The 21,077-nt window shown below is 74.2% G+C and carries 17 protein-coding genes; 6 read left to right on the top strand and 11 right to left on the bottom strand.

The genetic code is table 11. The features are described 5' to 3' along the window. Positions 1-85: 85 nt before the first annotated feature. Positions 86-2,836, top strand: a complete 2,751-nt coding sequence (locus tag GCU69_RS00380; protein WP_170315743.1) for a SpoIIE family protein phosphatase — start codon at positions 86-88, stop codon at positions 2,834-2,836. 128 nt (positions 2,837-2,964) lie between these two features. Next, on the top strand, positions 2,965-3,600 hold the full coding sequence (locus tag GCU69_RS00375) for a DUF4232 domain-containing protein (RefSeq protein ID WP_235978108.1): 636 nt from the start codon (positions 2,965-2,967) through the stop codon (positions 3,598-3,600). 304 nt (positions 3,601-3,904) lie between these two features. Here GCU69_RS00375 and GCU69_RS00370 read toward each other — a convergent pair whose 3' ends face one another. From GCU69_RS00370 to GCU69_RS00360, 3 genes are all read right to left on the bottom strand, one after another. Beyond that, positions 3,905-5,371 (bottom strand): mannitol dehydrogenase family protein, encoded by a 1,467-nt coding sequence (locus GCU69_RS00370; RefSeq protein ID WP_156204804.1) that lies wholly within the window; start codon positions 5,369-5,371, stop codon positions 3,905-3,907. Further along, positions 5,368-6,576: a D-mannonate dehydratase ManD gene (manD, locus tag GCU69_RS00365; protein ID WP_098754868.1), complete on the bottom strand. Its 1,209-nt coding sequence runs from the start codon at positions 6,574-6,576 to the stop codon at positions 5,368-5,370. The genes GCU69_RS00370 and manD overlap by 4 nt, the downstream gene beginning before the upstream one ends. Positions 6,577-6,656: 80 nt before the next feature. Beyond that, positions 6,657-8,075, bottom strand: a complete 1,419-nt coding sequence (locus GCU69_RS00360) for an MFS transporter (protein ID WP_098754867.1) — start codon at positions 8,073-8,075, stop codon at positions 6,657-6,659. Between the two features lie 115 nt (positions 8,076-8,190). Between GCU69_RS00360 and GCU69_RS00355 the strand changes: the two genes are divergently transcribed. Further along, on the top strand, positions 8,191-8,955 hold the full coding sequence (locus tag GCU69_RS00355) for a GntR family transcriptional regulator (RefSeq protein ID WP_098754866.1): 765 nt from the start codon (positions 8,191-8,193) through the stop codon (positions 8,953-8,955). A gap of 44 nt (positions 8,956-8,999) precedes the next feature. Here GCU69_RS00355 and GCU69_RS00350 read toward each other — a convergent pair whose 3' ends face one another. Next, complete coding sequence (locus tag GCU69_RS00350) at positions 9,000-9,212, bottom strand: DUF397 domain-containing protein (protein WP_156204803.1); 213 nt, start codon at positions 9,210-9,212, stop codon at positions 9,000-9,002. Beyond that, positions 9,209-10,060, bottom strand: a complete 852-nt coding sequence (locus GCU69_RS00345; RefSeq protein WP_156204802.1) for a helix-turn-helix domain-containing protein — start codon at positions 10,058-10,060, stop codon at positions 9,209-9,211. Before GCU69_RS00345 ends, GCU69_RS00350 begins: the two co-directional genes overlap by 4 nt. Positions 10,061-10,240: 180 nt before the next feature. Between GCU69_RS00345 and GCU69_RS00340 the strand changes: the two genes are divergently transcribed. Together GCU69_RS00340 and GCU69_RS00335 are read left to right on the top strand one after the other, a co-directional pair. Beyond that, on the top strand, positions 10,241-10,699 hold the full coding sequence (locus GCU69_RS00340) for an ATP-binding protein (protein WP_156204801.1): 459 nt from the start codon (positions 10,241-10,243) through the stop codon (positions 10,697-10,699). Between the two features lie 147 nt (positions 10,700-10,846). After that, positions 10,847-11,338: a DUF1360 domain-containing protein gene (locus tag GCU69_RS00335; RefSeq protein ID WP_098754872.1), complete on the top strand. Its 492-nt coding sequence runs from the start codon at positions 10,847-10,849 to the stop codon at positions 11,336-11,338. A gap of 27 nt (positions 11,339-11,365) precedes the next feature. Here GCU69_RS00335 and GCU69_RS00330 read toward each other — a convergent pair whose 3' ends face one another. The 6 genes from GCU69_RS00330 to GCU69_RS00305 all read right to left on the bottom strand — a co-directional run bounded on the left by GCU69_RS00330 (position 11,366) and on the right by GCU69_RS00305 (position 19,214). After that, positions 11,366-12,226, bottom strand: coding sequence for a helix-turn-helix transcriptional regulator (locus tag GCU69_RS00330; protein WP_098754871.1), 861 nt, complete (start codon positions 12,224-12,226; stop codon positions 11,366-11,368). Positions 12,227-12,351: 125 nt separating this feature from the next. Beyond that, positions 12,352-14,541 (bottom strand): xanthine dehydrogenase family protein molybdopterin-binding subunit, encoded by a 2,190-nt coding sequence (locus GCU69_RS00325; RefSeq protein WP_235978107.1) that lies wholly within the window; start codon positions 14,539-14,541, stop codon positions 12,352-12,354. Continuing rightward, positions 14,538-15,941, bottom strand: a complete 1,404-nt coding sequence (locus GCU69_RS00320; protein ID WP_170315742.1) for an XdhC family protein — start codon at positions 15,939-15,941, stop codon at positions 14,538-14,540. The genes GCU69_RS00325 and GCU69_RS00320 overlap by 4 nt, the downstream gene beginning before the upstream one ends. After that, entirely contained in the window at positions 15,938-16,921 is a 984-nt protein-coding gene (locus GCU69_RS00315; RefSeq protein ID WP_218037884.1) for an FAD binding domain-containing protein, read from the bottom strand. Before GCU69_RS00315 ends, GCU69_RS00320 begins: the two co-directional genes overlap by 4 nt. Then, positions 16,918-17,541: a (2Fe-2S)-binding protein gene (locus tag GCU69_RS00310; protein WP_408055738.1), complete on the bottom strand. Its 624-nt coding sequence runs from the start codon at positions 17,539-17,541 to the stop codon at positions 16,918-16,920. Before GCU69_RS00310 ends, GCU69_RS00315 begins: the two co-directional genes overlap by 4 nt. Before the next feature lie 1,238 nt (positions 17,542-18,779). Next, entirely contained in the window at positions 18,780-19,214 is a 435-nt protein-coding gene (locus tag GCU69_RS00305; RefSeq protein ID WP_098750391.1) for a VOC family protein, read from the bottom strand. A 311-nt stretch (positions 19,215-19,525) separates the two neighbouring features. Between GCU69_RS00305 and GCU69_RS00300 the strand changes: the two genes are divergently transcribed. Then, positions 19,526-20,833: an SGNH/GDSL hydrolase family protein gene (locus GCU69_RS00300; protein WP_235978106.1), complete on the top strand. Its 1,308-nt coding sequence runs from the start codon at positions 19,526-19,528 to the stop codon at positions 20,831-20,833. Positions 20,834-21,077 lie beyond the last annotated feature (244 nt).

Here is a 21,077-nt window from a genome sequence, read left to right as displayed (position 1 = left end):
CGTACGCCTCGCGGCGCGCTTTCCGGGGCGAACGGTTTGAATGGGGGCAGTGACCCACCGGGCGGCGGCACGGAACGGAGCGCGCGTGAGCACAGGCACGGAACTCGTGGACCCGGACCGGCCGTCCGGGGGCGAGGCCGTGCTGACTCTCGACCGCACCGGGCACGTGACGATGTGCGGCGGCGCGGTGCGCGAGCTGACGGGTGAAGCGCCCGAGAGCCTCTGCGGCCGCCACGCGGGTGACCTGCTCACCCGTCCGGAGGCGTGGCGGCAGCTGGAACGGCAGACCGGAACCGGGCCCGGAGCGGGATCCGGCAGCGCGGAGCTGCGCCGCCCCGACGGCCCTCCGCTGCCCGTACGCCTCCTCGTGTGGGCCCTGAGCGAACCGGAGGGAGCCGGATTTCTCGTCCAGATGGTCCCGGAAGCGGTGGCCAGACGCCGCGACGAGAACGAGGCACTGGTCCGGGCCCTGTTCCAGCAGACGCAGGTCGGACTGGCGATACAGGACCTGGACCTGACCACGACGCGGCTCAACCTCCCCTCGGAGGCCGCCGGTGCGCGCGCCGGGACCGGGATCCCGGTCCACCCCGTGGGCCGGACGATCGAGGAGGTGCTGCTGCCGGAGGACGCCAGGGCGGTACGGGAGCGGCTGGAGCGGGTGGCCGAGACCGGCGAGCCGCTGATCGACTGGGTGCACCGGGCGCGGCAGCGGGACAGGCCGGACCGGGACCGTGTCGTGTCCTTCTCGGCGTTCCGGCTCGACGACGCCCGGGCCCGCCCCATGGGCATGGTGGTCGTCCACACGGACGTCACCGACCAGCACGTCGCGCAGGAACGAATGAATCTCCTCCATGTGGCCGCCGAGCGCATCGGCCGCAGCCTGGACGTCACCCGGATGGCGCAGGACCTGGCGGACACCCTCGTGTCGCTGGGCTTCGCGGATCTGGTGGCCGTCGACCTGGCGGAGGGCGTCCTGCTGGGCGAGGAGCCCGGTGACTTCCGCAACGGCGCCCCGGTGGCCCGGGTCGCGGTGGCCGCCGCGGACGGCGCACCCTGGCCCGGGGAGCTGTACGGGTCCGGCGACCGGTACCGGCTGACCAGGGAGGGCGGGAGCAGGCTGCGGTCCGGCCACGCCGACGTCATCCCCGATCTGGACCAGGTGCGCGCCGACATCGGCGGCGTACCGGAGATCGACCGCGTCCTGCTGCCCGCGTCCGCGTCCTCCGCCCTGATCGCGCCGCTCAACGCCCGCGGGTCGGTCCTCGGTGTCCTCGCGCTGTGGCGCTCCCGCAGCCGCCACCCGCTCACGCCGGGCGACACCGACCTCGCCGAGGAACTCGCCTCACGCGCCGCCCTGGGGCTGGACAACGCCCGCCGCTACACCCGCGAACAGCGCACCGCGGAAGCCCTGCAGCGCAGCCTGCTGCCACGGGCGGCCAGCGAGACGAGCGCGGCGGAGGCCGCGGGCCACTACGTGCCCGCGGGCACCACGGCCGGGATCGGCGGCACCTGGTTCGACGTGATCTCGCTGTCCTCCGCCCGGCTGGCGTTCGTGGTCGGCGAGGTGGCCGGCCACGGGCTCGGCGCCGCCACAACCATGGGGCGGCTGCGCACGGCCGTGCAGACCCTCGCCGACCTGGACCTCTCGCCCGGCGAACTGCTCACCCACCTGGACGATCTCGCCGTCCACCTGGGCGAGGCGGAGGGCGGGCCGGACGGCGGGGAGACGGGGCTCGGCGTCTTCGGCGACACCGTCGTGCCCGCCGGGCGGCTGGCGGTCGGCGCCTCCTGCCTGTACTGCGTGTACGACCCGGTCGACGGCCGCTGCGAGATGGCCAGCGCCGGGCACCCGCCGCCGGTGTACGCCGTTCCCGGCGAGGAGCCTTCGGAGGTGGACGTCAAGCCCGGCCCGGTCCTGGGCATCGGCGGCGAGCCCTTCGAGCAGGCCGTCCTGTACGTGCCGCCGGACACGGTGCTGGCCTTCCACAACCCGCCGCTGCTGGCGGACACGGCCGGCTCCGGCGCACCGGGCGGCTCGGGCCCTGCCGCCGGTGCCTCGGCGGACACCTCCGCGGGCACCGCCGCCGACTCCGCCCCAGGCCCTTCCCGGAACGCCGCCGACGCCGCCCGGACCGCCGCCCGGACCGCCGAGGGAACCGACGCCGGAACCGGCGCGCCCGACGCCGGAACCGACGCGCCCGACGCAGAAGCCGCTGCCGGGCCGTCCGCCGAAGCCGCCGAAGCCTCCCGGGCGGACGCGGCGTCCGAAGCCTCTGCCGACGCCCGCGGCGGCTCCGGTGACCGCCGGTCGCGGCTGATGGCGCTGCTGCGCACCGCCGCCGACCAGCGGCAGACGGCTTCGGACGCCGGCCGCGCCGTGCTCGGCGAACTCCTGGTCGGATCGCCCGACGACGACGTGTCGCTGCTGGTGGCGCGCACCCGCCGGTTGTCCCAGGACGCGGTCGCGACCTGGCACTTCCCTGCGGAACCGGCCGTCGTCGGCCAGGCCCGGGAAGTGGTGGAGAGCCGGCTCGCGACCTGGAACCTGGACCAGTTGATGTTCTCCACCGAGCTGATCATCAGTGAGCTGGTCACCAACGCCGTCCGGTACGGCGGTGACGGACCCATCGGGCTGCGGCTCATCAAGGACAAGTACCTGATCTGCGAGGTGTCCGACGTCAGCCAGACCCAGCCGCGCCTGCGCCGCGCACGGCTCTCGGACGAGGGGGGCCGGGGCCTGTTCCTCGTCGCCCAGCTCGCCCACCGCTGGGGCAGCCGGTACACCGAGAACGGCAAGACGATCTGGGCCGCCCAGTCGCTCGACCCGGCCGAGTGAGGCACCGCGGCCGGCGGCACGGGCGCGCCCTCCGCACCGGCCCGGCCCGCACCGGCCCGGCCCGGCCCCGCACCGGCCCGCACCGGCGCGAGCCGCGGCGCGCCGGCAGCGGGTGGCATGATCGTCCCGTGACCGTCATACGTACCGGACCTGTCCTGGTCCTCGCCGTGGCCGCCGTGCTGTCGTCCGGCTGCAGCAGCCTGGCCCGGGAGCTGGAACGCGAGAGCGACCCCGCGCGCACGGCGACACCGAGCCTCCCGCACCCCGTTCCCACGGCTCCGGCCCCCGAGCTGTCCCCGCCGCCCGCGGGGCCGGACGTCACCCGGCGGCCGGGCGGAGCGGCGGACTGCTCGGCCGCGTCCGGGGTGCGGATCGCGATCGGTCCGGTGAACGGGGCCATGGGACTGCGCGCCCTGACGGTGACGCTGACCAACTGCGGCAGCGAACCGTACGAGTTGGACGGCTACCCGTCCGTCCGGGTCCTGGACGAGAACCGGGAGCCGTACGACATCGAGGTCCTGCGGGGCACCGGCGGGATCCCGATGGCGGGCGAGGCCCCCGGCCCCGAACCGCTCACCCTGCGGCCCGGCGAGTCGGCCACCTCCGGCCTGGTCTGGCGCATGATGTCGCCCGACGCCCCGACCACGTATCTGGAGATCGCCCCGGCACCCGGCGAACGCTCCCGGACCCTGGAGACGGACGGGCCGATCGACCTGGTGGACACCGGCCGCCTGGGCACGGGGGCGTGGCGCAAGGCGGGCTGAGACGACGGCTCGGCGCCTGACCGGCGGTCTGCCGTGGTGCCGCGGCCTGCCGTGCCGGGTGGTTCCGGGGCCGCCGGGAGGGTCCGGCCGCCCGGGGACGCACGACCGCCCCGCCTGTATGAAGGCCCGCGCCCAGACACGGGATCCGGCCTTGGCAGCGGGATCCGGCACCGGCCCAGGGGCTCACGCCGTGGGCCCCGGAACGACCGGCCCCTGGTGCACGGGATCCGGCCCCGGCACCGGGCCCGGGGCTCACGGCGCCCCGCCACGACCGGCCCCCGGGCCCCGTCGTGGCGGCCCCCGTTCACCCGGTGGTGATGCCAGCCGGACCGCCGCCCCCGGCCCCGCCCGGGTCCCGGTCCAGTGCGGCGAGCCGGTCGCCGATCTCCGCCACGAGCACGGAGTCCCCGGCCAGTTCCGGTGCCCCGGCGGTGTGGAGCAGCTCGCGCAGCGCCCGGTGGCCGGGGTGCGTCCAGGCGGCCCGCAGGCGGTCGGCCGCCGGGTCGTCGAGGCGGCCGCCGTCCCGCGTGTGCCGGGCCCAGGCCGCGAGCGCCGCCGCCAGCACGGGGGCGTCCCGGCCTCCGGCCCGCAGGTCCCGCAGCGGCGCCAGCCACCGTTCGGGAATCTTCAGCGAGCCGTCCATGGCGATCTGCTCCAGCCGGTGGCCCATCGCGCGGTTGGCGAAGCGGCTCAGCAGGCTGTCGACGTAGGCGGAGGTGTCGAGTCCCGCGGCCGGGTCCAGGGTCCGCGCGACCTCCGAGGTGTAGGCGCGCACGACGGGTTCGCCCCAGGGTGTCTCCATGGTGTCGGCCACGGTCTCGCAGCCCGCCGCCAGCCCCAGATACGCCAGCAGCGAGTGCGAGCCGTTCAGCAGCCGCAGCTTCATCAGCTGGTACGGGGCGACGTCCGGGACCAGCAGCGCGCCCCCGCTCTCCCACCGGGGCCGCTCGGCGGCGAAGGCGTCCTCGAGCACCCACTGGGTGAACGGCTCCCCGGTCACCGCCCCCTCGTCCCGCAGGCCCAGCGCCGCCTCGGCGGCCCGCCGGTCGGCCTCGGAGGCCGCGGGCACGATCCGGTCGACGACCGTCGAGGGGAAGGCGACCGATGCCGCGATCCACTCCAGCAGGGCGTCGCCGTCGCTCCAGCCCGCCGCGGCCACGAAGTCGCCCACCAGCCGCCGCAGGACGCGGCCGTTGTCGGCCATGTTGTCGCAGGGGGCGACGGAGAGCGGGGCGCCCGTGCGGCGGCGCGCCCGCAGTCCGGCGGCCAGTTGCCCGACCACCGTGGCGGGGACCGGCGCCCCGGCCAGATCGTCCCGCACGGCAGGGTCGGCCGTGTCCAGCCCGCCGCCGGCGGGGTCGCGCCGGTAGCCCTTCTCGGTCACGGTCGTGGTGACCACGGTGACGTCGGGCGAGGCGATCAGCCCGGTCAGCCGCGGGCCGTCACCCGCGGCGTGCAGCACCTCGGTGACCGATCCGACCACCCGGGTCCGCGGGCCGTCCGGCTCCCGCAGCGTCAGCGAGTAGAGCCCGTCCTGCGGGCCCAGCGCGTCCACCACGGACCGGCTGCGCTGGGACACCCCGGCGATGCCCCACCCGCCGCCGTGCCGGGCCTCGGCCGTCTCGGTGTAGACGGCCTGGTGGGCGCGGTGGAAGGCGCCGAGGCCCAGATGGACCAGGCGCGGCCGGAGCGAGCGAGGGTCGGCGGGGGGCCGGGCCTCGGCGGGGAGGGCGCCGAGTGTGGCGCGGGACAGTCGCTTGTCCGTGTTCACCAGTCGTGCACCGATCCGTCCGTCCGGCGGCTCACCGGGAGGTACTTGGGCTCGTACGGGAAGCGGGCGGCGGCCTGCTCGTCGATCTCCACGCCGAGCCCGGGGGCGGGGGAGGGGTGGAGCGCGCCGTCGCGGAGTTCGTAGGAGGTGTGGAACACCTCATGGGTGACCGGGGCGTGCGCCATGTACTCCTGGATCCCGAAGTTGGGCACGGTCACGTCGAGGTGCACGGCGGCGGACAGGCTCACCGGTGACAGGTCCGTCGCGCCGTGCGAGCCGGTGCGGACCTGGTACAGCTCGGCGAGGTTGAAGATCCGCCGCAGATGGGTGATGCCGCCCGCGTGCACCACGGACGCCCGGATGTAGTCGATCAGGCGCTCGGTGATGAGCTGCTGGCAGTCCCAGATGGAGTTGAAGACCTCGCCGACGGCGATCGGCGTGGTGGTGGCCTGCCGGATCTGCCGGAACGACTCCTGCAGCTCGGCCGGTGACGGGTCCTCCATCCAGAACAGCCGCAGGTCCTCCAGCCGGCGGCCCAGCCGGCCGGCCTCGGTGGGGGTCAGCCGGTGGTGCACGTCGTGCAGCAGGTGGAAGCCGAAGCCGAACCGCTCCCGGACGGCGGCCAGACAGTCCGGGGCGAAGTCGAGATACGCCTCGGTGGACCACAGCTGCTCCTCGGGCAGCGAGGTGGCGGCGGGCTCGTACACCGCGCCGTGCCGCACCCCGTAGCTCCCGGGCGATCCGGGTACGGCCGCCTGGGCGCGGATGGCCCGGTAGCCGAGGTCGCGGAAGCGGGCCACGTCGTCCAGCAGCTCCGGTACGGTGCCGCCGCTCGCGTGCCCGTAGACCAGGGCGCCGTCCCGGGCGCGGCCGCCCAGCAGGTCGTACACCGGCATTCCGGCGACCTTGCCCTTGATGTCCCACAGCGCGGTGTCCACGGCCGCTATCGCGGTCATGGTCACCGGCCCGCGGCGCCAGTAGGCCCCCTTGTAGAGGTACTGCCACATGTCCTCGATGCGGTCGGGGTCCCGGCCGGTCAGCAGCGGCAGCACATGGTCCTCCAGATAGGAGGCCACGGCCAGCTCCCGGCCGTTCAGGGTGGCGTCCCCGAGGCCGGTCACGCCGTCCGAGGTGGTGATCTTCAAGGTGACGAAGTTGCGGCCCGGCGAGGTGATGATGATCTTCGCCTCGGTGATCGTGGCCATGGGTTCTCCTCATGCTGTGCCGTGCCGCCGGCCGCCCGCGGGGGCGGGGCCGGCGGCACGGCGCGGGTCCGGTCGGGCGGTCAGGGGCGGCCGGCGTCGACCGGCTCGTGCCCGGTTCCGGGCTGCTTCACTCCGGTGGTGGCGGGGGTGGCGGCGTCACCGGGCCGCGGCCAGTGCGCGTACTCGCGGCCGCCGAGCCGTCCGGGCGCGGTCTCCGGCATGAAGCACAGCGCGGCGATGCTGACCGCGATGAGCGCGCCGACGTAGACGGCGACCCAGAGGTACGAGCCGTTCCCGGCCAGCAGGAGCGCCGCCGCGACCACCGTGAACGGGCCGCTGGCGAGCATCGAGCCGAACTGCCAGACGATGGAGATGCCGCTGTAGCGGGCGACCGCGGGGAACAGCTCGGGGAAGTACGAGGCCTGCGGGGCGTAGGTGCCCGCGTGCCCGAACGCCAGGCCGGCGACCAGCAGCAGCACGATCACCGCGGTGTTCCCGGTCTGGACCGCCTCGAAAGCGGGGACCACCAGGAGGAGGTTCAGCACGGCCGCGGCCAGGTACACCGGGCGCCTGCCGACCCGGTCGGTGAGCCGGCCCAGCAGCGGGATCGCGACCAGCTCGGCGGCGATGGCGATCAGCACCGCGTTGAGCACGATGGAGGAGTCGACGCCCTGGTCCTCGGCGTAGGCGACGAGGAAGATCGTGTAGAAGGGGAACACCGCCGCCTCGACGAACTTGGTGAACAGCCCGCCGACCACCTCGCGGCGGTTCTCCCGCATCAGCAGCTTCAGCGGCGCCGTCTGCGTCTGCTGCGTCTCCTTCGCGGCCTGGAAGGTGGGGGACTCGTTCACCCGCAGCCGGATGAACAGGCCGATCAGCACCACGAAGGCGCTGAGCAGGAACGGGATCCGCCAGCCCCAGGACAGGAACGCCTCCTCGGACATCTGCGAGGTCAGGACGGCGAAGAGAGCGGTCGGGATGAGATAGGCGGCGGGCGAGCCGAGCTGGACGAAGCTGGCGTAGAAGCCCCGCTTCTCCGGTGGCGCGGCCTCAGCCGTCAGCAGTACGGCACCGCCCTGCTCACCGCCGACGCCGAAGCCCTGGATCAGCCGGACCACGACCAGGATGACCGCCGCCCAGATGCCGATCTGGTCGTACGTCGGCAGCAGCCCGACGGCGAAGGTGCCGAGGCCGGTGAGCAGCAGGGTGAAGACCAGGGCCCGCTTGCGGCCGATCCGGTCGCCGACATGGCCCCAGACGAGACCGCCGAGCGGGCGGGCGAAGAAGCCCACGGCATACGTGGAGAAGGCGGCGAGGGTGCCGACCGCCGGGTCGACCTCGGGGAAGAAGATCTTGTTGAAGGCCAGAGCGGACGCCGTGCCGTAGATGAAGAAGTCGTAATACTCGGCGATGGTGCCGATGACGGACGCTCCGACGGTGCGCCTGAGTTCCTTGGGTGGTGCCGATGCCACCGGTGCGGCGGGCGGGTGTCCGCTCATGGGGTGCTGCCTCCTTGCAGTTCAAAGCTACGCATGCCCCCTGCTGGTCGGCTACCATACAAGTGTTGTAGTTGAAGCCGTCAAGAGAAACGTTCACGAGAATCGGGGCGACGACATGGCACCCACCGAGGGACTGCACGCGGCGCGGGCACGGGGACGCAACACCCGGCAGCTGGTCCACGAGCTGCTGCGCTCGCGCATCATCAGCCTGGAGCTGGCCCCGGGGGCCTCGCTCTCGGAGAACGACCTCGCGGCGGAGCTGGGGGTCAGCCGGACCCCGGTGCGGGAGAGCCTGATCCTGCTCGGCGAGGAGGGGCTCGTCGACGTCTATCCGCAGCTCGGCACCTTTGTCGCGCGCATCCGGGAGCGGGACATCGCCGCCGCGCAGTTCATCCGCGAGGCGCTGGAGTGCGCCGCGCTGCGGGACGCCGTGGGCCGGGCGACCCGGCGCGACGTGGCCGACCTGCGGGAGCTGCTGGCCGCGCAGGCCGACACCGAGCGGCGCGACGACCCGGAGGGCTTCTTCCGGCTGGACGAGGAGTTCCACGCCCGCCTCATGGCCGCCGGCGGGCATCCCGAGGCGTGGCCGGTGGTCAGCCAGGCCAAGGCGCAGCTCGACCGCGCCCGGCGGCTGTCACTGCCGCTCACGCAGCAGCTCTCCCTGCTCATCGGCCAGCACACCGCCGTGGTCGACCAGCTGGAGCAGGGCGACCTGGACCGGGCCGACGAGGCGCTGCGGTCCCATCTGCGGCTGGTCTTCACCGACGTACAGACCATCCGGGCGGAACACCCGGAACTCTTCGCCGAACCGGAGGCGCCGGTACGGCCACGGCGTGAGCCGAGGCGCCGGGTTGACCGGGCGGGCGCCGGGGAGGGCTGAGACGGGACGCCCCGGGGCCGCCGGTCCGCCCCGGGGCGGCCGGGTCAGGTGCGGCGCGCGGCAACACCCGTGAGGAAGCCGGACCACGCGCGACGGCTCACACGGAGGTGGAGCCCCGCCGCGCGCTTGGAGTCCCGGACGTGCACGGTGTGCGGGGCTATCGCCACCTCCACGCAGTCGCCGCCGTTCGTACCACTGTGGCTGCTCTTGAACCAGGTCAGCTCGTCAGCCGCGCACGTGTGCCGTTCGATGTTCATAACTCCCCTGCCGCGCGCTCGATGAGGTGTGCAGACTCCTCGGTGTTGAGGGCCTGGGATCGCAGCATCCCATAGGCCAGCCAGAATTCACTGACCTCGTCGCGGCTGGACCGGACGCTCACAATGCCCTGGGACTCGATGGACGCGAACCGGAGACGTTCGCTCGTCTCCAACAGGACCATCTGCCCGTTGACGCCGTTGTGTACGGCTCGCCGTGTGGGCATGACCTGAATCTCCACGTTGCGCATCCGGGTGCATTCGACCAGCCATCGCAACTGGGCTTTCATGACTGAGGCCCCGCCGACCAGCCGGTGCAGCGCGCCCTCTTCGAGGATGAACACGAAAACGATGCACGGGTTCTTGCGCGTCAAGAGGGCTTGCCGGGCCAGCCGGGCAGCGATGTGCCGTTCGACAATCTCCTCGTCAAGCGGCGGGAAGTGCGCTTCCTGGAGTGTCCGGACGTAGGCTTCCGTCTGCAAGAGGCCCGGAATCAGCATCGGGTCGTAGGAGAACCGGCTCGCCGCCTCCGCCTCCAGCAGCGCGAAGTCGCGGAAGAACTCCGGCAGTTTGGCCCGGTCCACGTCCTCCTGGAGGACTCGCAGAGCCCCGCCCGCGCCGAGTACCCGTTCCGCGGCCTCGGTCAGGGTGCCCTTCGCCGGCCGTCGCCCCTGCTCGACCGAGGCGACCTGCTCCAGCGAGTAGCCGATGGCCTCGGCCAGCGCCTGCTGCGTGAGACCGGCCCGCTCGCGGAAGAGACGCAGGAGCTTGCCGTACGCGCTCCACACCGCCGGTCGTTCCCGGTCCCGTTCGCGCGGCCCCGTCGCCGGGCGTGCGCTGTCCTTGCCCATGTGGCCCCCTGCCCTGCCGTGCTCCCGCTCGGTCTCGTCCGGGGCAACCGGGGCCGGTGCCCACCGGTCACGGGACGGGACCCGTACAGCTGCCGTACCGGGCCCGGACAGCCCTGTACCGGACGGTCCTGACCGTTGTCCGACCTGGTGAGCGTAGGTGCGTGACGGGACGGTTACAGCATGAAGTCGCAAAGTGCCACGACCGGATCACCCGCACGCGCCCCGCAGATGACCGTCCGCCTCAGCAGCACCAGCCGCGGCGCCCGCCTGGCCCGCCGCCTGACCGGTCAGCAGCTCGCCGACTGGGGGTTTCCGTACGACTCCGCGGTCTCGCAGGCCGTCACGGCCGTCGTCGCGGAGCTGGCGGCCAACGCGGTCACCCACGGCCGCGTGGCGGACCGTGTTTTCCGGCTCGGGATCCGGCTCGGCAGGGACACCGTGCGCGTCGAGGTGACGGACACCCGCCCGGACCGGATGCCGCCCATCGCCACCGGGCGGCCGGACGCCGACGCGGAATCGGGGCGCGGCCTGCTGCTCGTCGCGGCGTACGCGGACCGCTGGGGCTGCGAGACCCGGACCGTGGGCACGAAAACGGCCTGGGTGGAGGTGGACCTCGCGGGGCGCGGCTGTACGTCGTGAGCCCCACCGCTCCCGGGCGCGCCCGGCCGCGTGCGGAAGCTCCGTGCGTTCCGATGCCCGGTTCCCGGTGCGCCGCCGGCCCGGCTCCCCGGAGCTTCGCCCGGATGCCCGGGTATGGGGGGTCCCGAGCGGGGCACCCTGGGCCGTATGACGATCGACAGCAGGCGGTACGACAGCCGGGACGACGTGCCGCTGCGCGGATACGCCGCGCTGGCCGCGACCTTCGGGGCAGGGGTCGCGCTGTTCTCGGCGGTGGCCCACCGGCGCGGGATCAAGTTGCCCGAGCGCGTTCCGCCCTGGGACGTGCTGCTCCTCGGCACGGCGACGTACAAGGCGTCGAGACTGCTCACCAAGGACAAGATCACCAGCTTCGTCAGGGCCCCGTTCACCCGCCGGGAGGAGGACACCAGCGCCGGTGAGGTGATGGACGAGCCGCGTGGGAACGGTCTGCGGCTGGCCGTCGGCGATCTGGTGTCCTGCCCGTTCTGCACCTCCGCCTGGGTGGCCGGTGCCCTGGTCGGCAGCTATGTGGTGCAGCCGAGGGCGGCTCGGCTGGTCGGTACGGGGCTGACGGTCGTGACGGTGGCGGACTGGCTCCAGTACGCCTGGACCCTCACCCAGCAGAAGGCCGGGGGCTGAGCGGCCGGCTGTGCGGGGCCGCAGGGATCAACCGCGGGAGCCCTCCCGGGCACCTGCCCGGCCGCGGTGGGGGACGGAGGGGAGCAGGTCCAGCTGTGCCTGGGCCGGGGTGTCGGGGACCGCGGTGAACCACATCAGGCGCTGGCGGCCGTCCTCGCTGAAGACGCGCTGGCAGTCCAGTTCGAGCACCCCGAGCGCCGGGTGGACGATGCGCTTGCGGTCGGTGCGCCGGACCTCCACGTCACCGGTGTCCCACAGTGCCGCGAACTCCGCGCTGCGCTTGCGCAGTTCGCGGACCATCCCGGCGGCGTACGAGTCCCCGCGCCGCTTTCCCACGGCCGCCCGCAGATCGGCGACGAAGAACCGGGAATGGTGGTCGTGGTCCTCGGGCGGGTGCAGCTCACGGGTCGGCGGGTGGGTGAACCAGCGGTAGAGGTGGCTGCGGTGCAGGCCGGGGCCGTCCGCGGCCCGGCCGATCAGCGCGCTGCCCAGCGCGTTCTGCGCCAGGGTCTCGTGCAGGTCGGTGATGATCATCGCCGGGGTGCCGTCCAGCCGCTCCAGTAACGCGAGGAGCGCGGGATGCGGCGACGCGTCGGGACCGTACGCCGGCGGTACGGACCGGCCGGCGAGGTGGAACAGATGGTCCCGTTCGTCCTGGCTCAGCCGCAGCGCCCCGGCCAGCGCCGCCAGCATCTGTTCGGACGGCTGGGCCCCGCGGCCCCGCTCCAGCTCGGTGTAGTAGTCCACGGAGGCGCCGGCCAGCCGTGCCACCTCGTCGCGGCGCAGCCCGGGCACCCGGCGTCTGGGTCCCGGCGGCAGGCCGACGTCGGCGGGGGTGACACGGGAACGCCGGGTCTGGAGGTAGTTGCCGAGTTCGGAGGGGTCCACACCCCGATTCTGGGCCACGGGGGCGGGCCGCCGCCAGGGCACGCCCCGGAGAGCCGGGCGCACCGGCCGGCCGGTGCGCCCGGGCGCCGCGGCCGGCAGGGAGGCCCGCCGGGGGCCGGGCACGGTCACAGCAGCTTGTCCGGGGTGAGCGGCAGTTCCCTGATCCGGCGCCCGGTGGCGTGGTACACGGCGTTGGCCAGGGCCGCCGTCACCCCGGTCGACGGGGTCTCGCCGAAGCCCCGGGCGTTCAGGGCCGGGCTGGTGGGGTCCGGCTTGTCGATGAACTCGACCTCGACGCGCGGCACGTCCGCGTTGACCGGCACGAGATAGCCGGACAGGTTCGGGTTGACCACGCGGCCCGCGTGCGCGTCGATCAGGGTGTGCTCGGTGAGCGTGAAACCGATGTTCCAGATGGCGCCGCCGATGGCCTGGCTGCGCGCCGTGCGGTGGTTGAGCACCGTCCCCGGATCGAAGACCCCGGTGACACGCCGCACGCGGACGGTCCCCAACCGGGGGTGGACGCACACCTCGGCGAAGACCGCGCCGGTGCTGTACCCGGAGAAGGAGTCCTGCGGCGGGCTGTTGACGACGACCGGCTCGCCGTGCCGGCGGACCACCGCCCGGTAGGTGTCGTACCGGCCCGGATCGCCGGTGACGAAGAGGCGCCCGTCGCGCACGGTGATCCGCCCCGGGTCCCTGCCGTGCAGCGGCGATTCCGGGTCGCGCACGGCCATGCCGACGACCGTGTCCCGGGCCGTCGCGCAGGCCGCGAAGACACCCGGCACCGTGCAGGGAACCGTCGCCGACCCGGCGGACAGCGGCGCCCCGGGGAACCGCGTGTCGCCGAGTTCGAACCGCACGGCGTCCGTCGGCACCCCCAGTCCGTCGGCGCTGACCTGCGTCATGACGGTGTACGTGCCGGTGCCGATGTCCTGGGTGCCGGACTGCACCAGCGCGGTGCCGTCCTCGGACAGGGTGACGCGGGCCGCGCCGCCCGGGAAACCGCCGCCGGTGTGCGCGGCCGCCGCCACCCCCCAGCCGACGAGGCCGTCCTCGTCCCGCATCGACCGCGGCTCGGGATCGCGGCGGTCCCAGCCGAACAGCTCGGCGCCCCGGCGGAAGCACTCCGCCAGATACCGGCTGCCGAAGGGCTCCCCGGTCACGAGGTCCACCCGGGTGTCGTTGCGCAGCCGCAACTCCACCGGGTCCACGCCCAGTTCACAGCTCAGCTCGTCGAGCGCGCATTCCAGGACATGGCTCGTGGTGGCCTCCGGGGAGCGCATGAAACTGCCCGTGGGCAGGTCCAGGCGCACTGCCCGCTGGACGGTACGGAGGTTCGGGATCCCGTACAGCAGCCGCGTGGCCTTGTTGGCGGCGTGGAGGCTCTGCTCGGTGCGGGAGACCTGCTCGGTGGTGGTGTGCTCGGCGAAGGTGAGCCGTCCGTCGCGGCGCGCGCCCAGCGCCAGCCGCTGGTGGGTCTCGGCCCGGTGGCCGGTGGAGCTGTACGTGTGGGCGCGGGAGAGGACGAGCTTGACCGGCCTGCCCACCTCCCGGGCGGCGGCCGCGGTGAGCAGGGTGTGCGGCCAGACCGGTCCCTTGCCGCCGAACCCGCCGCCCAGGTACGGCGACAGGACCCGCACGTTCCGCGGCGGCACGTCGAGCGCCTCGGCCAGGGTGCTCCGGGTGAAGCCGATGCCCTGGGCGGACTCGTGGACGGTGAGGTCCGCGCCGTCCCAGACGGCGAGGGTGACGGACGGCTCCATCGGGTTGTGGTGCTGGGTGACGGTCGTGTAGGTGACGTCCACGGTCACCTCGGCCTGCTCGCGGCCCGCCGCCACGTCACCGCGTGTGTACTCGCTGGGCTCGTCGTGGCTGTCCGGCGGGACGTACGCCTCGTCCAGGGCGTCGAGCAGGGCGGCCCGGGGGCGTTCGCTGTCGTAACGGACCTCCACCAGTGTGGCCGCCTCCTGCGCCTGCTCCAGCGTGCCGGCCACCACCAGGGCCACCGGCTGGCCGGCGTGGTGGATCCGGTCGTCCTGGAGCGGCACGAACGACTTGAAGTACGGAACTTCCCCGGGTGGCGTTCGCAGCCGCGGCATCGTGCGGTGGGTCAGCACCGCCAGCACGCCCGGTGCGGCCTCCGCGGCGCGCACGTCGATGCGGCTGATCCGGCCGCGGGCGACGGTGCTCATCACCAGGAAGCCGTGGGCCGCCCCGGGCACCCGGGCGTCCGCGGCGTACTGGGCGGCGCCGGTCACCTTGGCCCGGGCGTCGACCCTGCGCAGGGGCTTGCCGACCACCTTGCTCATCGTCATGTCTCCTTCGTGGGTGCCGTGGTGGCGAGGCGGTCCGGGTCCTCTCCGGCGGGGACGCCGGGCGGCCCCGGGGGCGCACCGCGGGCGGACGGCCGGGACGCGCCGGGGGTACGGGACGGGGCGGCCGTACCCGTACGAGAGGGAACGGCCGTGCGGGAGGGAACGGCCGTGCGGGAGGGCGCGGCCGTGCGGGACGGGCCGGCCGGCGGGCGGGCGGCCGGGGAGCGCCGGGCCGGGAAACCGCCCCGGGTCAGCAGGATCAGCTCGGCCGCGATCGACACGGCCGTCTCCGCCGGGGTACGCGCCGCCAGCCCGAGCCCCACCGGGGAGGACAGCGCCGCCAGTTCCGCCTCCCGGAGCCCGGCCGCGCGCAGCTGCGCCGCCCGTTCGGCGTGGGTCCGGGCGGACCCCATGGCCCCGACGTATCCCAGGTCCAGCCGGAGCGCGGTGCTCAGCAGCGGAATGTCGTACCGGGGGTCGTGCCCCAGGCACACCACGGCGGTACGGGGACCGAGACGGCCGGCGGCGGCTTCCGCGGCCAGATACTCGTGCGGCCGGGCGACGACCACCTCGTCGGCGTCCGGGAAGCGCTCCGCCGTGGTGAACACCGGCCGCGCGTCGCACACGGTCGTCCGGTATCCGAGCAGCCGCGCCTGCCGGGTCAGGGCGGCCGCGAAGTCGTTCGCGCCGAAGACGAGCAGACGCGGCGGCGGGACGAGACAGGAGACGAACACCCGGAGCGCGCCGTCGGCCGTGTCCGCCGTCCGCTCCTCCGGATCCCGCGCGCCGTCCCCAGCGCCCGGCCGGCCGGGATCCGTGCCGCCGGGCAGCCGTACGGGCGCGCTCTCACCGCGCCGCAGCAGCGCGCGGGCCGCTTCGCGGACCGCCGTGTCCCCGGCGGCGGACCCGGTGCCGCCGGTGCTGTCGCCGGCCGTCACCACCAGATGCGCGCCCACGGCCGGGGCCCGGGGATGTCCGACGACGGTCGCGACCGCCACCGGTTCACCGGCGCGCAAGGAGGCCAGCAGCGACGGCAGTTCCGGAAACGTCCCGGCGTCCACCGGTTCGACGAAGACCTCGACGGTGCCGCCGCAGGTGAGGCCCACCGCGAACGCGTCGTCCGCGCTGACCCCGTAGGACACCAGGCGCGGGATGCCGTCCGCGACGGCCTCCCGGGAGAGTTCGTACACGTCCCCCTCGACACAACCGCCCGAGATGTTGCCGGTCACCTCACCGTCCGGCCCGGTCAGCATGGCGGCCCCCGCCGGGCGCGGGGCCGAACCGAAGGTCGACACGACCGTGGCCAGCCCCGCCGTCCCGCCGGACCGCCACACCTCGTACAGCGCCTCCCAGACGGCGGATTCGGCGGTGACCGCCGCCCGCGGCGCGCCGTCGGTCACCGCTGCCGCCCCAGCCGGTCGAGCACGTCGCGCAGCGCCCGCCGGACCAGCTCCACCTTGAACGCGTTCTCGCCACGCGGCCGGGCACGCCCGACCAGCGCCTCCCCGGCCTCGCCGATCGTGGTATCGGTCAGCGCCCGGCCCCGCAGCGCCGCCTCCGCCTCGGCCGAACGCCAGGGCAGCGGAGCGACGCCCCCGAACGCCAGCGCCACTTCCCGCACGGTGCGCCCGTCCATCCGCACCACGGCGGCCGCGGACACGAGGGCGAACTCGAAGGAGGCGCGGTCGCGCACCTTCAGATAGCGGGAACGGACGCCCGGCGCCGGCAGCGGCACCTCGACGGCGGTCACCAACTCGCCGTGGCGCAGCGCGTTCTCCCGGTGCGGGGTGGTGCCGGGCGCCCGGTGGAAACCGGCGATCCCGATGCTGCGCGGCCCGTCCGGACCCAGGGTGTGCACCGTCGCGTCGAGGGCGCGCAGCGCGACGGCGAGGTCCGAGGGGTGTACGGCGATGCAGTGATCGCTGCCGCCGAGCACGGCGTGCCCGCGGTTGCGGCCCTCCAGCGCGGCGCAACCACTGCCCGGCTCCCGCTTGTTGCAGGCGAAACCGGGGGAGCGGAAGTACCCGCAGCGGGTGCGCTGGAGCAGATTGCCGCCGATCGAGGCCATGTTGCGGATCTGCGGAGACGCGGACTGCAGCAGGGCCTGGGACATCACCGGCAGCCGGCGGCGCACGACCGGGTGCAGGGCGACGTCCGCCATCGTGGCCATGGCGCCGATCCGCAGCCGTCCGCCCGACTCCTCGATGCCGGTGAGCGGCAGCCGGGAGACGTCCACGACCAGGTCGTGCGTCTGGGCGCCGTCCTTCATCAGGTTGAGCAGATCGGTGCCGCCCGCCACGAAGGTGCCCGTGGTCCGCGCGGCGACCATCCGGACCGCCTCCTCCGGACGGCCGGCGCGCGCGTAGTCGAAGAGCTTCACCGCCGCACCTCCCGGGCCGCGTCCCGGACCGCGTCGACGATGTTCGGATAACAGCCGCACCGGCACAGGTTGCCGCTCATCCATTCGCGTATCTCGTCCCGCGAACCGGTGTGGCCCTCCTCGACGCAGGCGACGGCCGACATGATCTGGCCCGGGGTGCAGAAGCCGCACTGGAAGGCGTCGCGGGCGACGAACGCCTCCTGGACCGGGTGCAGTCGCTCGCCGCGGGCCACCCCCTCGACGGTGGTGATCTCCCGGTCCTCCTGCATCACCGCCAGCGTCAGACAGGACTTCACGCGCCGCCCGTCCACCAGCACCGTGCAGGCCCCGCACTCGCCGCGGTCGCAGCCCTTCTTCGTGCCGGTCAGCCGCAGGCGTTCGCGCAGGGCGTCCAGAAGCGTCACCCGGGCCTCGACGGCGACCCGGTGGGTCTCGCCGTTGACCCGGAGCGCGATGTCCGCGGCCGCCCGGGGCGCGGCGGACGGTCCCGGTGCGGCGTGGGCGGCGCCGCCCGGGGCGAGGGGCATCATGACGGCCGCCGCGGAGACGCCGCCGGCCTTCAGCACACTCCGCCGGCCGGGACCTGAGTCCTCGGCGGCATGCTGGGACGGTTCGGACACGCTGCATCCTCTCGGTGGACACGGAGGGTCAAAGATCCGCCCGGGACGGCCGCGGAACACGGCACGTTTCCCTGCCGTACGGTCACGGCCCGGCGGTTTCCTCAGTCTGCGTGCCGGGGCGGGGCACCACCATGGGGGCGGTTTCCCTGGGGACGCCGTCCCCTGGCTGAGCCGGGGGAAGCGGGCGTGGGGCGGCCGGGCGCGGGCCGGTGCGGAACGGCCGGCCGCGGCACGAACGCCCGGCCGCGGGCGCGAATGCCCGGCCGCCGGCGGGTACGAACGCCCGGCCGCCGGTGCGGAACGCCTGGCCGGAACGCCCGGCTGCCGGTACGGAAGGGAAGCAGGCTTTCCGTACGGAGCCGGCTTCCCGTCCGGAGCTGTCCCGTACGGAGCGGGCGGCTTCTCGTACGGATGTCAGGTCTCCCGTACGGAACGCCCGGGCGCCGGAGGGGAAGCCGCTCCGAGCGCGGACTGACGGGGCGTCAGCAGGTGGAATGGCCGCCGGTGACACCCGGCGTCGCGGTGGGCGCCCGGGCCGGTGTGGTGGCGTCCGGGTGCGCGTGGTGGCGTCCGGGTGGGTGTGGGGGCGCGGTGCGGACGGCCCGGGTCGCGGTGGCCGGCCGGGAGGAGATTGGCAGGGAGGAGACCGGCCGGGAGGAGACCGGCCGGGAAAGGACCACCGGGAGGAGACCGGCCGGGGTGGGTAGGTGTCCGGGCCCGCCCGGCGTGCAGCGACGGGCGGGCCCTGAGCCTCACCCCGGCCGGTGCGTGCCCGCGCCGTCACCCCGCGGGCGGGCGCGGGCCGTGAGGCCGTCGGGTGGGGCGGGGTGCGTGTCAGGCCGTCGGGAGGCGCGCGCCGTCACCCCGTGGACGGACGGGGCGACGGGTCCGGCCGATGGATCCGCGCGTTCCTCCGCGAGCCCCTTGTCCGCGGGTGGCCGAACGGCGGACGGCCTCCGGCCGGTTCCGTCCGTCCGTGACACGGCCGACGGCGCCCGCGCCGGCCGGTCCCAGCCGCCGTGGACTCAGCCCTCCGGTCGGCCTCCGTGGTCCCAGCCGCCGTGGTCCCAGCCCCCCTGGTCGCCCCCGTGGTCCCAGCCCCCCTGGTCGCCCCCGTGGTCTCAGCCCCCCTGGTCGCCCCCGTGGTCCCAGCCGCCCTGGTTCCAGCCCCCGTGATCCCAGCCCCCGTGATCTCGGTCCTCGTGATCTCGGTCCTCGTGGTCTCGGTCCTCGTGGTCTCAGCCGCCGTGCTGCTCGTTCAGCAGCACGTGCAGCGGCTTGGCCACCCGCTCCCGGAACTCCTGGACGGCCCAGCCGTTGCCGTCCGGGTCGGTGAAGTACATGAACGTCGCGCCGTCCTGATCGGCGTACCGGGTCGGCTCCGAGATCTCCAGGCCGCGCCCGGTGAGTTCCGCGCGGGCCGCCTCGATGTCGGCGACCACCAGTTGCAGCCCGTGGTACGAGCCGGGGCGCGACGTGCCGGTCGGGGCGGGCAGACCTTCGGCGAGCGCGATCGAACAGCCCGAGCCCGGCGGGGTGAGCTGGACGACCCGGGTGCCCGGCATCACCTCCTCGTCGAGATCGACGTGGAAACCGACCTTGTCCCGGTAGAAGGCGAGCGACCGGTCCACGTCGGACACCGGCAGCAGGACGACCTCCAGCGTCATGTCCATCGCGCATCCTCCCTCTCGTGTGCGGCACGTGTCGTGCCGGGCGGCTCCCAGTCTCCGGGCCGGGAGGCCCGGCGACCAGTCCGGGACCGCCATCCGGCGACGGAATCCTCCGGACGCGGGGGGATTCTCCGGACGTACCGCCTCCTCGCTTCCCCCGCGGAGGCAGGACCCGGTACTTTCATGGTCGCCAGGCCTGTGAGGGGCAGCGCAGGCATCCGCTGCACACGCACAGACCTTGGAGGCATGCGCCCGTGAAGAGATCGTTGCCGACCTTTCATGCGATAACGGTTGGGTTGCTCGCGGCCGTTCTTGTGGCCGTACTGTCCGTCGTCGGTTCCCACGTCCCGCAGGCCGGCTCCGCTGCCGAGACCGGTCCGGCGGCGGCGTCCGGCCGCTTCGGTCCGGACCGGCACTGGGTGAACACCTGGACGTCCATGCCGCAGCTCACCGAGCCGCACAACATGCCGCCCGAGCCGTTCACCGGCCAGGACGTGGTCCTCGACGACGCGACCCTGCGGCAGACCGTCCACGTCACCACCGGAGGAGAGCAGATCAGGCTGCGCTTCTCGAACGCCTTCGGAGGCGCCGACCTGCCGCTCACCGCGGTGTCCGTGGCCCTGCCGGAGGACGGCAAGGCCGGGGTGAGCGCCGTCGAGGAGGAGACGGTGCAGACCGTGACCTTCCAGGGCCGGAACTCGGTGAACGTCCCGATGGGCGCGCAGGCCGTGTCGGACCCGCTGGACTTCGAACTGGAGCCCGGCTCCGAGCTGGCGGTCACCGCCTACCTGGCCGAGGGCCAGGCCTCCACCGACATCACCTCGCACCCCGGCTCGCGCACCAGTTCGTACCTGCTGGCCGGCAACCACACCGAGGCCGCCGACCTGCCCGGAGCCACCCGCACCGACCACTGGTACTTCCTGAGCGGCGTCGAGGTGTGGTCCGACGCCGACACCACCGCCACCGCCATCCTGGGTGACTCGCTGACGGACGGGCGCGGCTCCACCACCAACGCCAACAACCGCTGGCCCGACCAGCTCGCCGAGCGGCTGCGGTCCCAGCCGGCCACCCGCGACGTCGCGCTGCTCAACCAGGCCGCGGGCGGCAACCGCATCCTCAATGACGGGCTCGGCCCCAACGTCCTCGCCCGGATGGACCGGGACGTCCTCGCCCAGAGCGGCGTCGACCGGCTGATCGTCTTCGAGGGCATCAACGACATCGGCACCGCTCAGCCCACCGAGGCCGCCCAGAAGCAGATCGCGGCCGACCTCATCGCCGCGTACGAGCAGATCGTGGTGCGCGCCCACGCCCACGGCATCCAGGTCTTCGGCGCCACCATCACGCCCTTCGGCGGCAACGATCTCTACGCCGACCCGTCCGGGAACCGCGAGAACGCCCGGCAGACGGTGAACGAGTGGATCCGCACCAGCGGGGTCTTCGACGGCGTCATCGACTTCGACGAGGTCACCCGTGACCCGGCCGACCCGGAGCGGCTGCGCCCCGAACTCCACGACGGTGACTGGCTGCACCTGAACCCGGAGGGCTACGGAGTCCTCGCCGACGCGGTTCCGTCGAAGCTGTTCCGCGACAAGCGCCTGCCGCGGAACTTCGGCTTCCGGTAGCAGCACGCGGTGCGGCCGCGCCGTCCGTCGCTCCCGGGAGGCGAGGACGGCGCGACCGCCACCGGGTCCGTACCGGGCCCACCGGGTCTCAGCTCGGGTCCGCGCCGGGGCCACCGGGTCTCAACTCGGGTCCGTACCGGGCCCACCGGGTCTCAGCTCGGGTCCGCGCCGGGGCCACCGGGCCTCAACTCGGGTCCGTACCGGGCCCGCACGGGTCCGCGTCGCCGGTCCCGTGGCTCCTCGG

The sequence above is a fragment of the Streptomyces lycii genome (assembly GCF_009735685.1).
Classification (GTDB): domain Bacteria; phylum Actinomycetota; class Actinomycetes; order Streptomycetales; family Streptomycetaceae; genus Streptomyces; species Streptomyces lycii.
This window is presented reverse-complemented; position numbering and strand designations above follow the sequence as displayed.

Bases quoted from the DNA above. Each gene is read 5' to 3' on its own strand.
- GCU69_RS00360 (WP_098754867.1), bottom strand. From the start codon at position 8,075: ATGAGCGGACACCCGCCCGCCGCACCGGTGGCATCGGCACCACCCAAG.
- GCU69_RS00355 (WP_098754866.1), top strand. From the start codon at position 8,191: ATGGCACCCACCGAGGGACTGCACGCGGCGCGGGCACGGGGACGCAAC.
- manD (WP_098754868.1), bottom strand. From the start codon at position 6,576: ATGGCCACGATCACCGAGGCGAAGATCATCATCACCTCGCCGGGCCGC.
- GCU69_RS00305 (WP_098750391.1), bottom strand. From the start codon at position 19,214: ATGGACATGACGCTGGAGGTCGTCCTGCTGCCGGTGTCCGACGTGGAC.
- GCU69_RS00335 (WP_098754872.1), top strand. From the start codon at position 10,847: ATGACGATCGACAGCAGGCGGTACGACAGCCGGGACGACGTGCCGCTG.
- GCU69_RS00325 (WP_235978107.1), bottom strand. From the start codon at position 14,541: ATGACGATGAGCAAGGTGGTCGGCAAGCCCCTGCGCAGGGTCGACGCC.
- GCU69_RS00345 (WP_156204802.1), bottom strand. From the start codon at position 10,060: ATGGGCAAGGACAGCGCACGCCCGGCGACGGGGCCGCGCGAACGGGAC.
- GCU69_RS00350 (WP_156204803.1), bottom strand. From the start codon at position 9,212: ATGAACATCGAACGGCACACGTGCGCGGCTGACGAGCTGACCTGGTTC.
- GCU69_RS00340 (WP_156204801.1), top strand. From the start codon at position 10,241: ATGAAGTCGCAAAGTGCCACGACCGGATCACCCGCACGCGCCCCGCAG.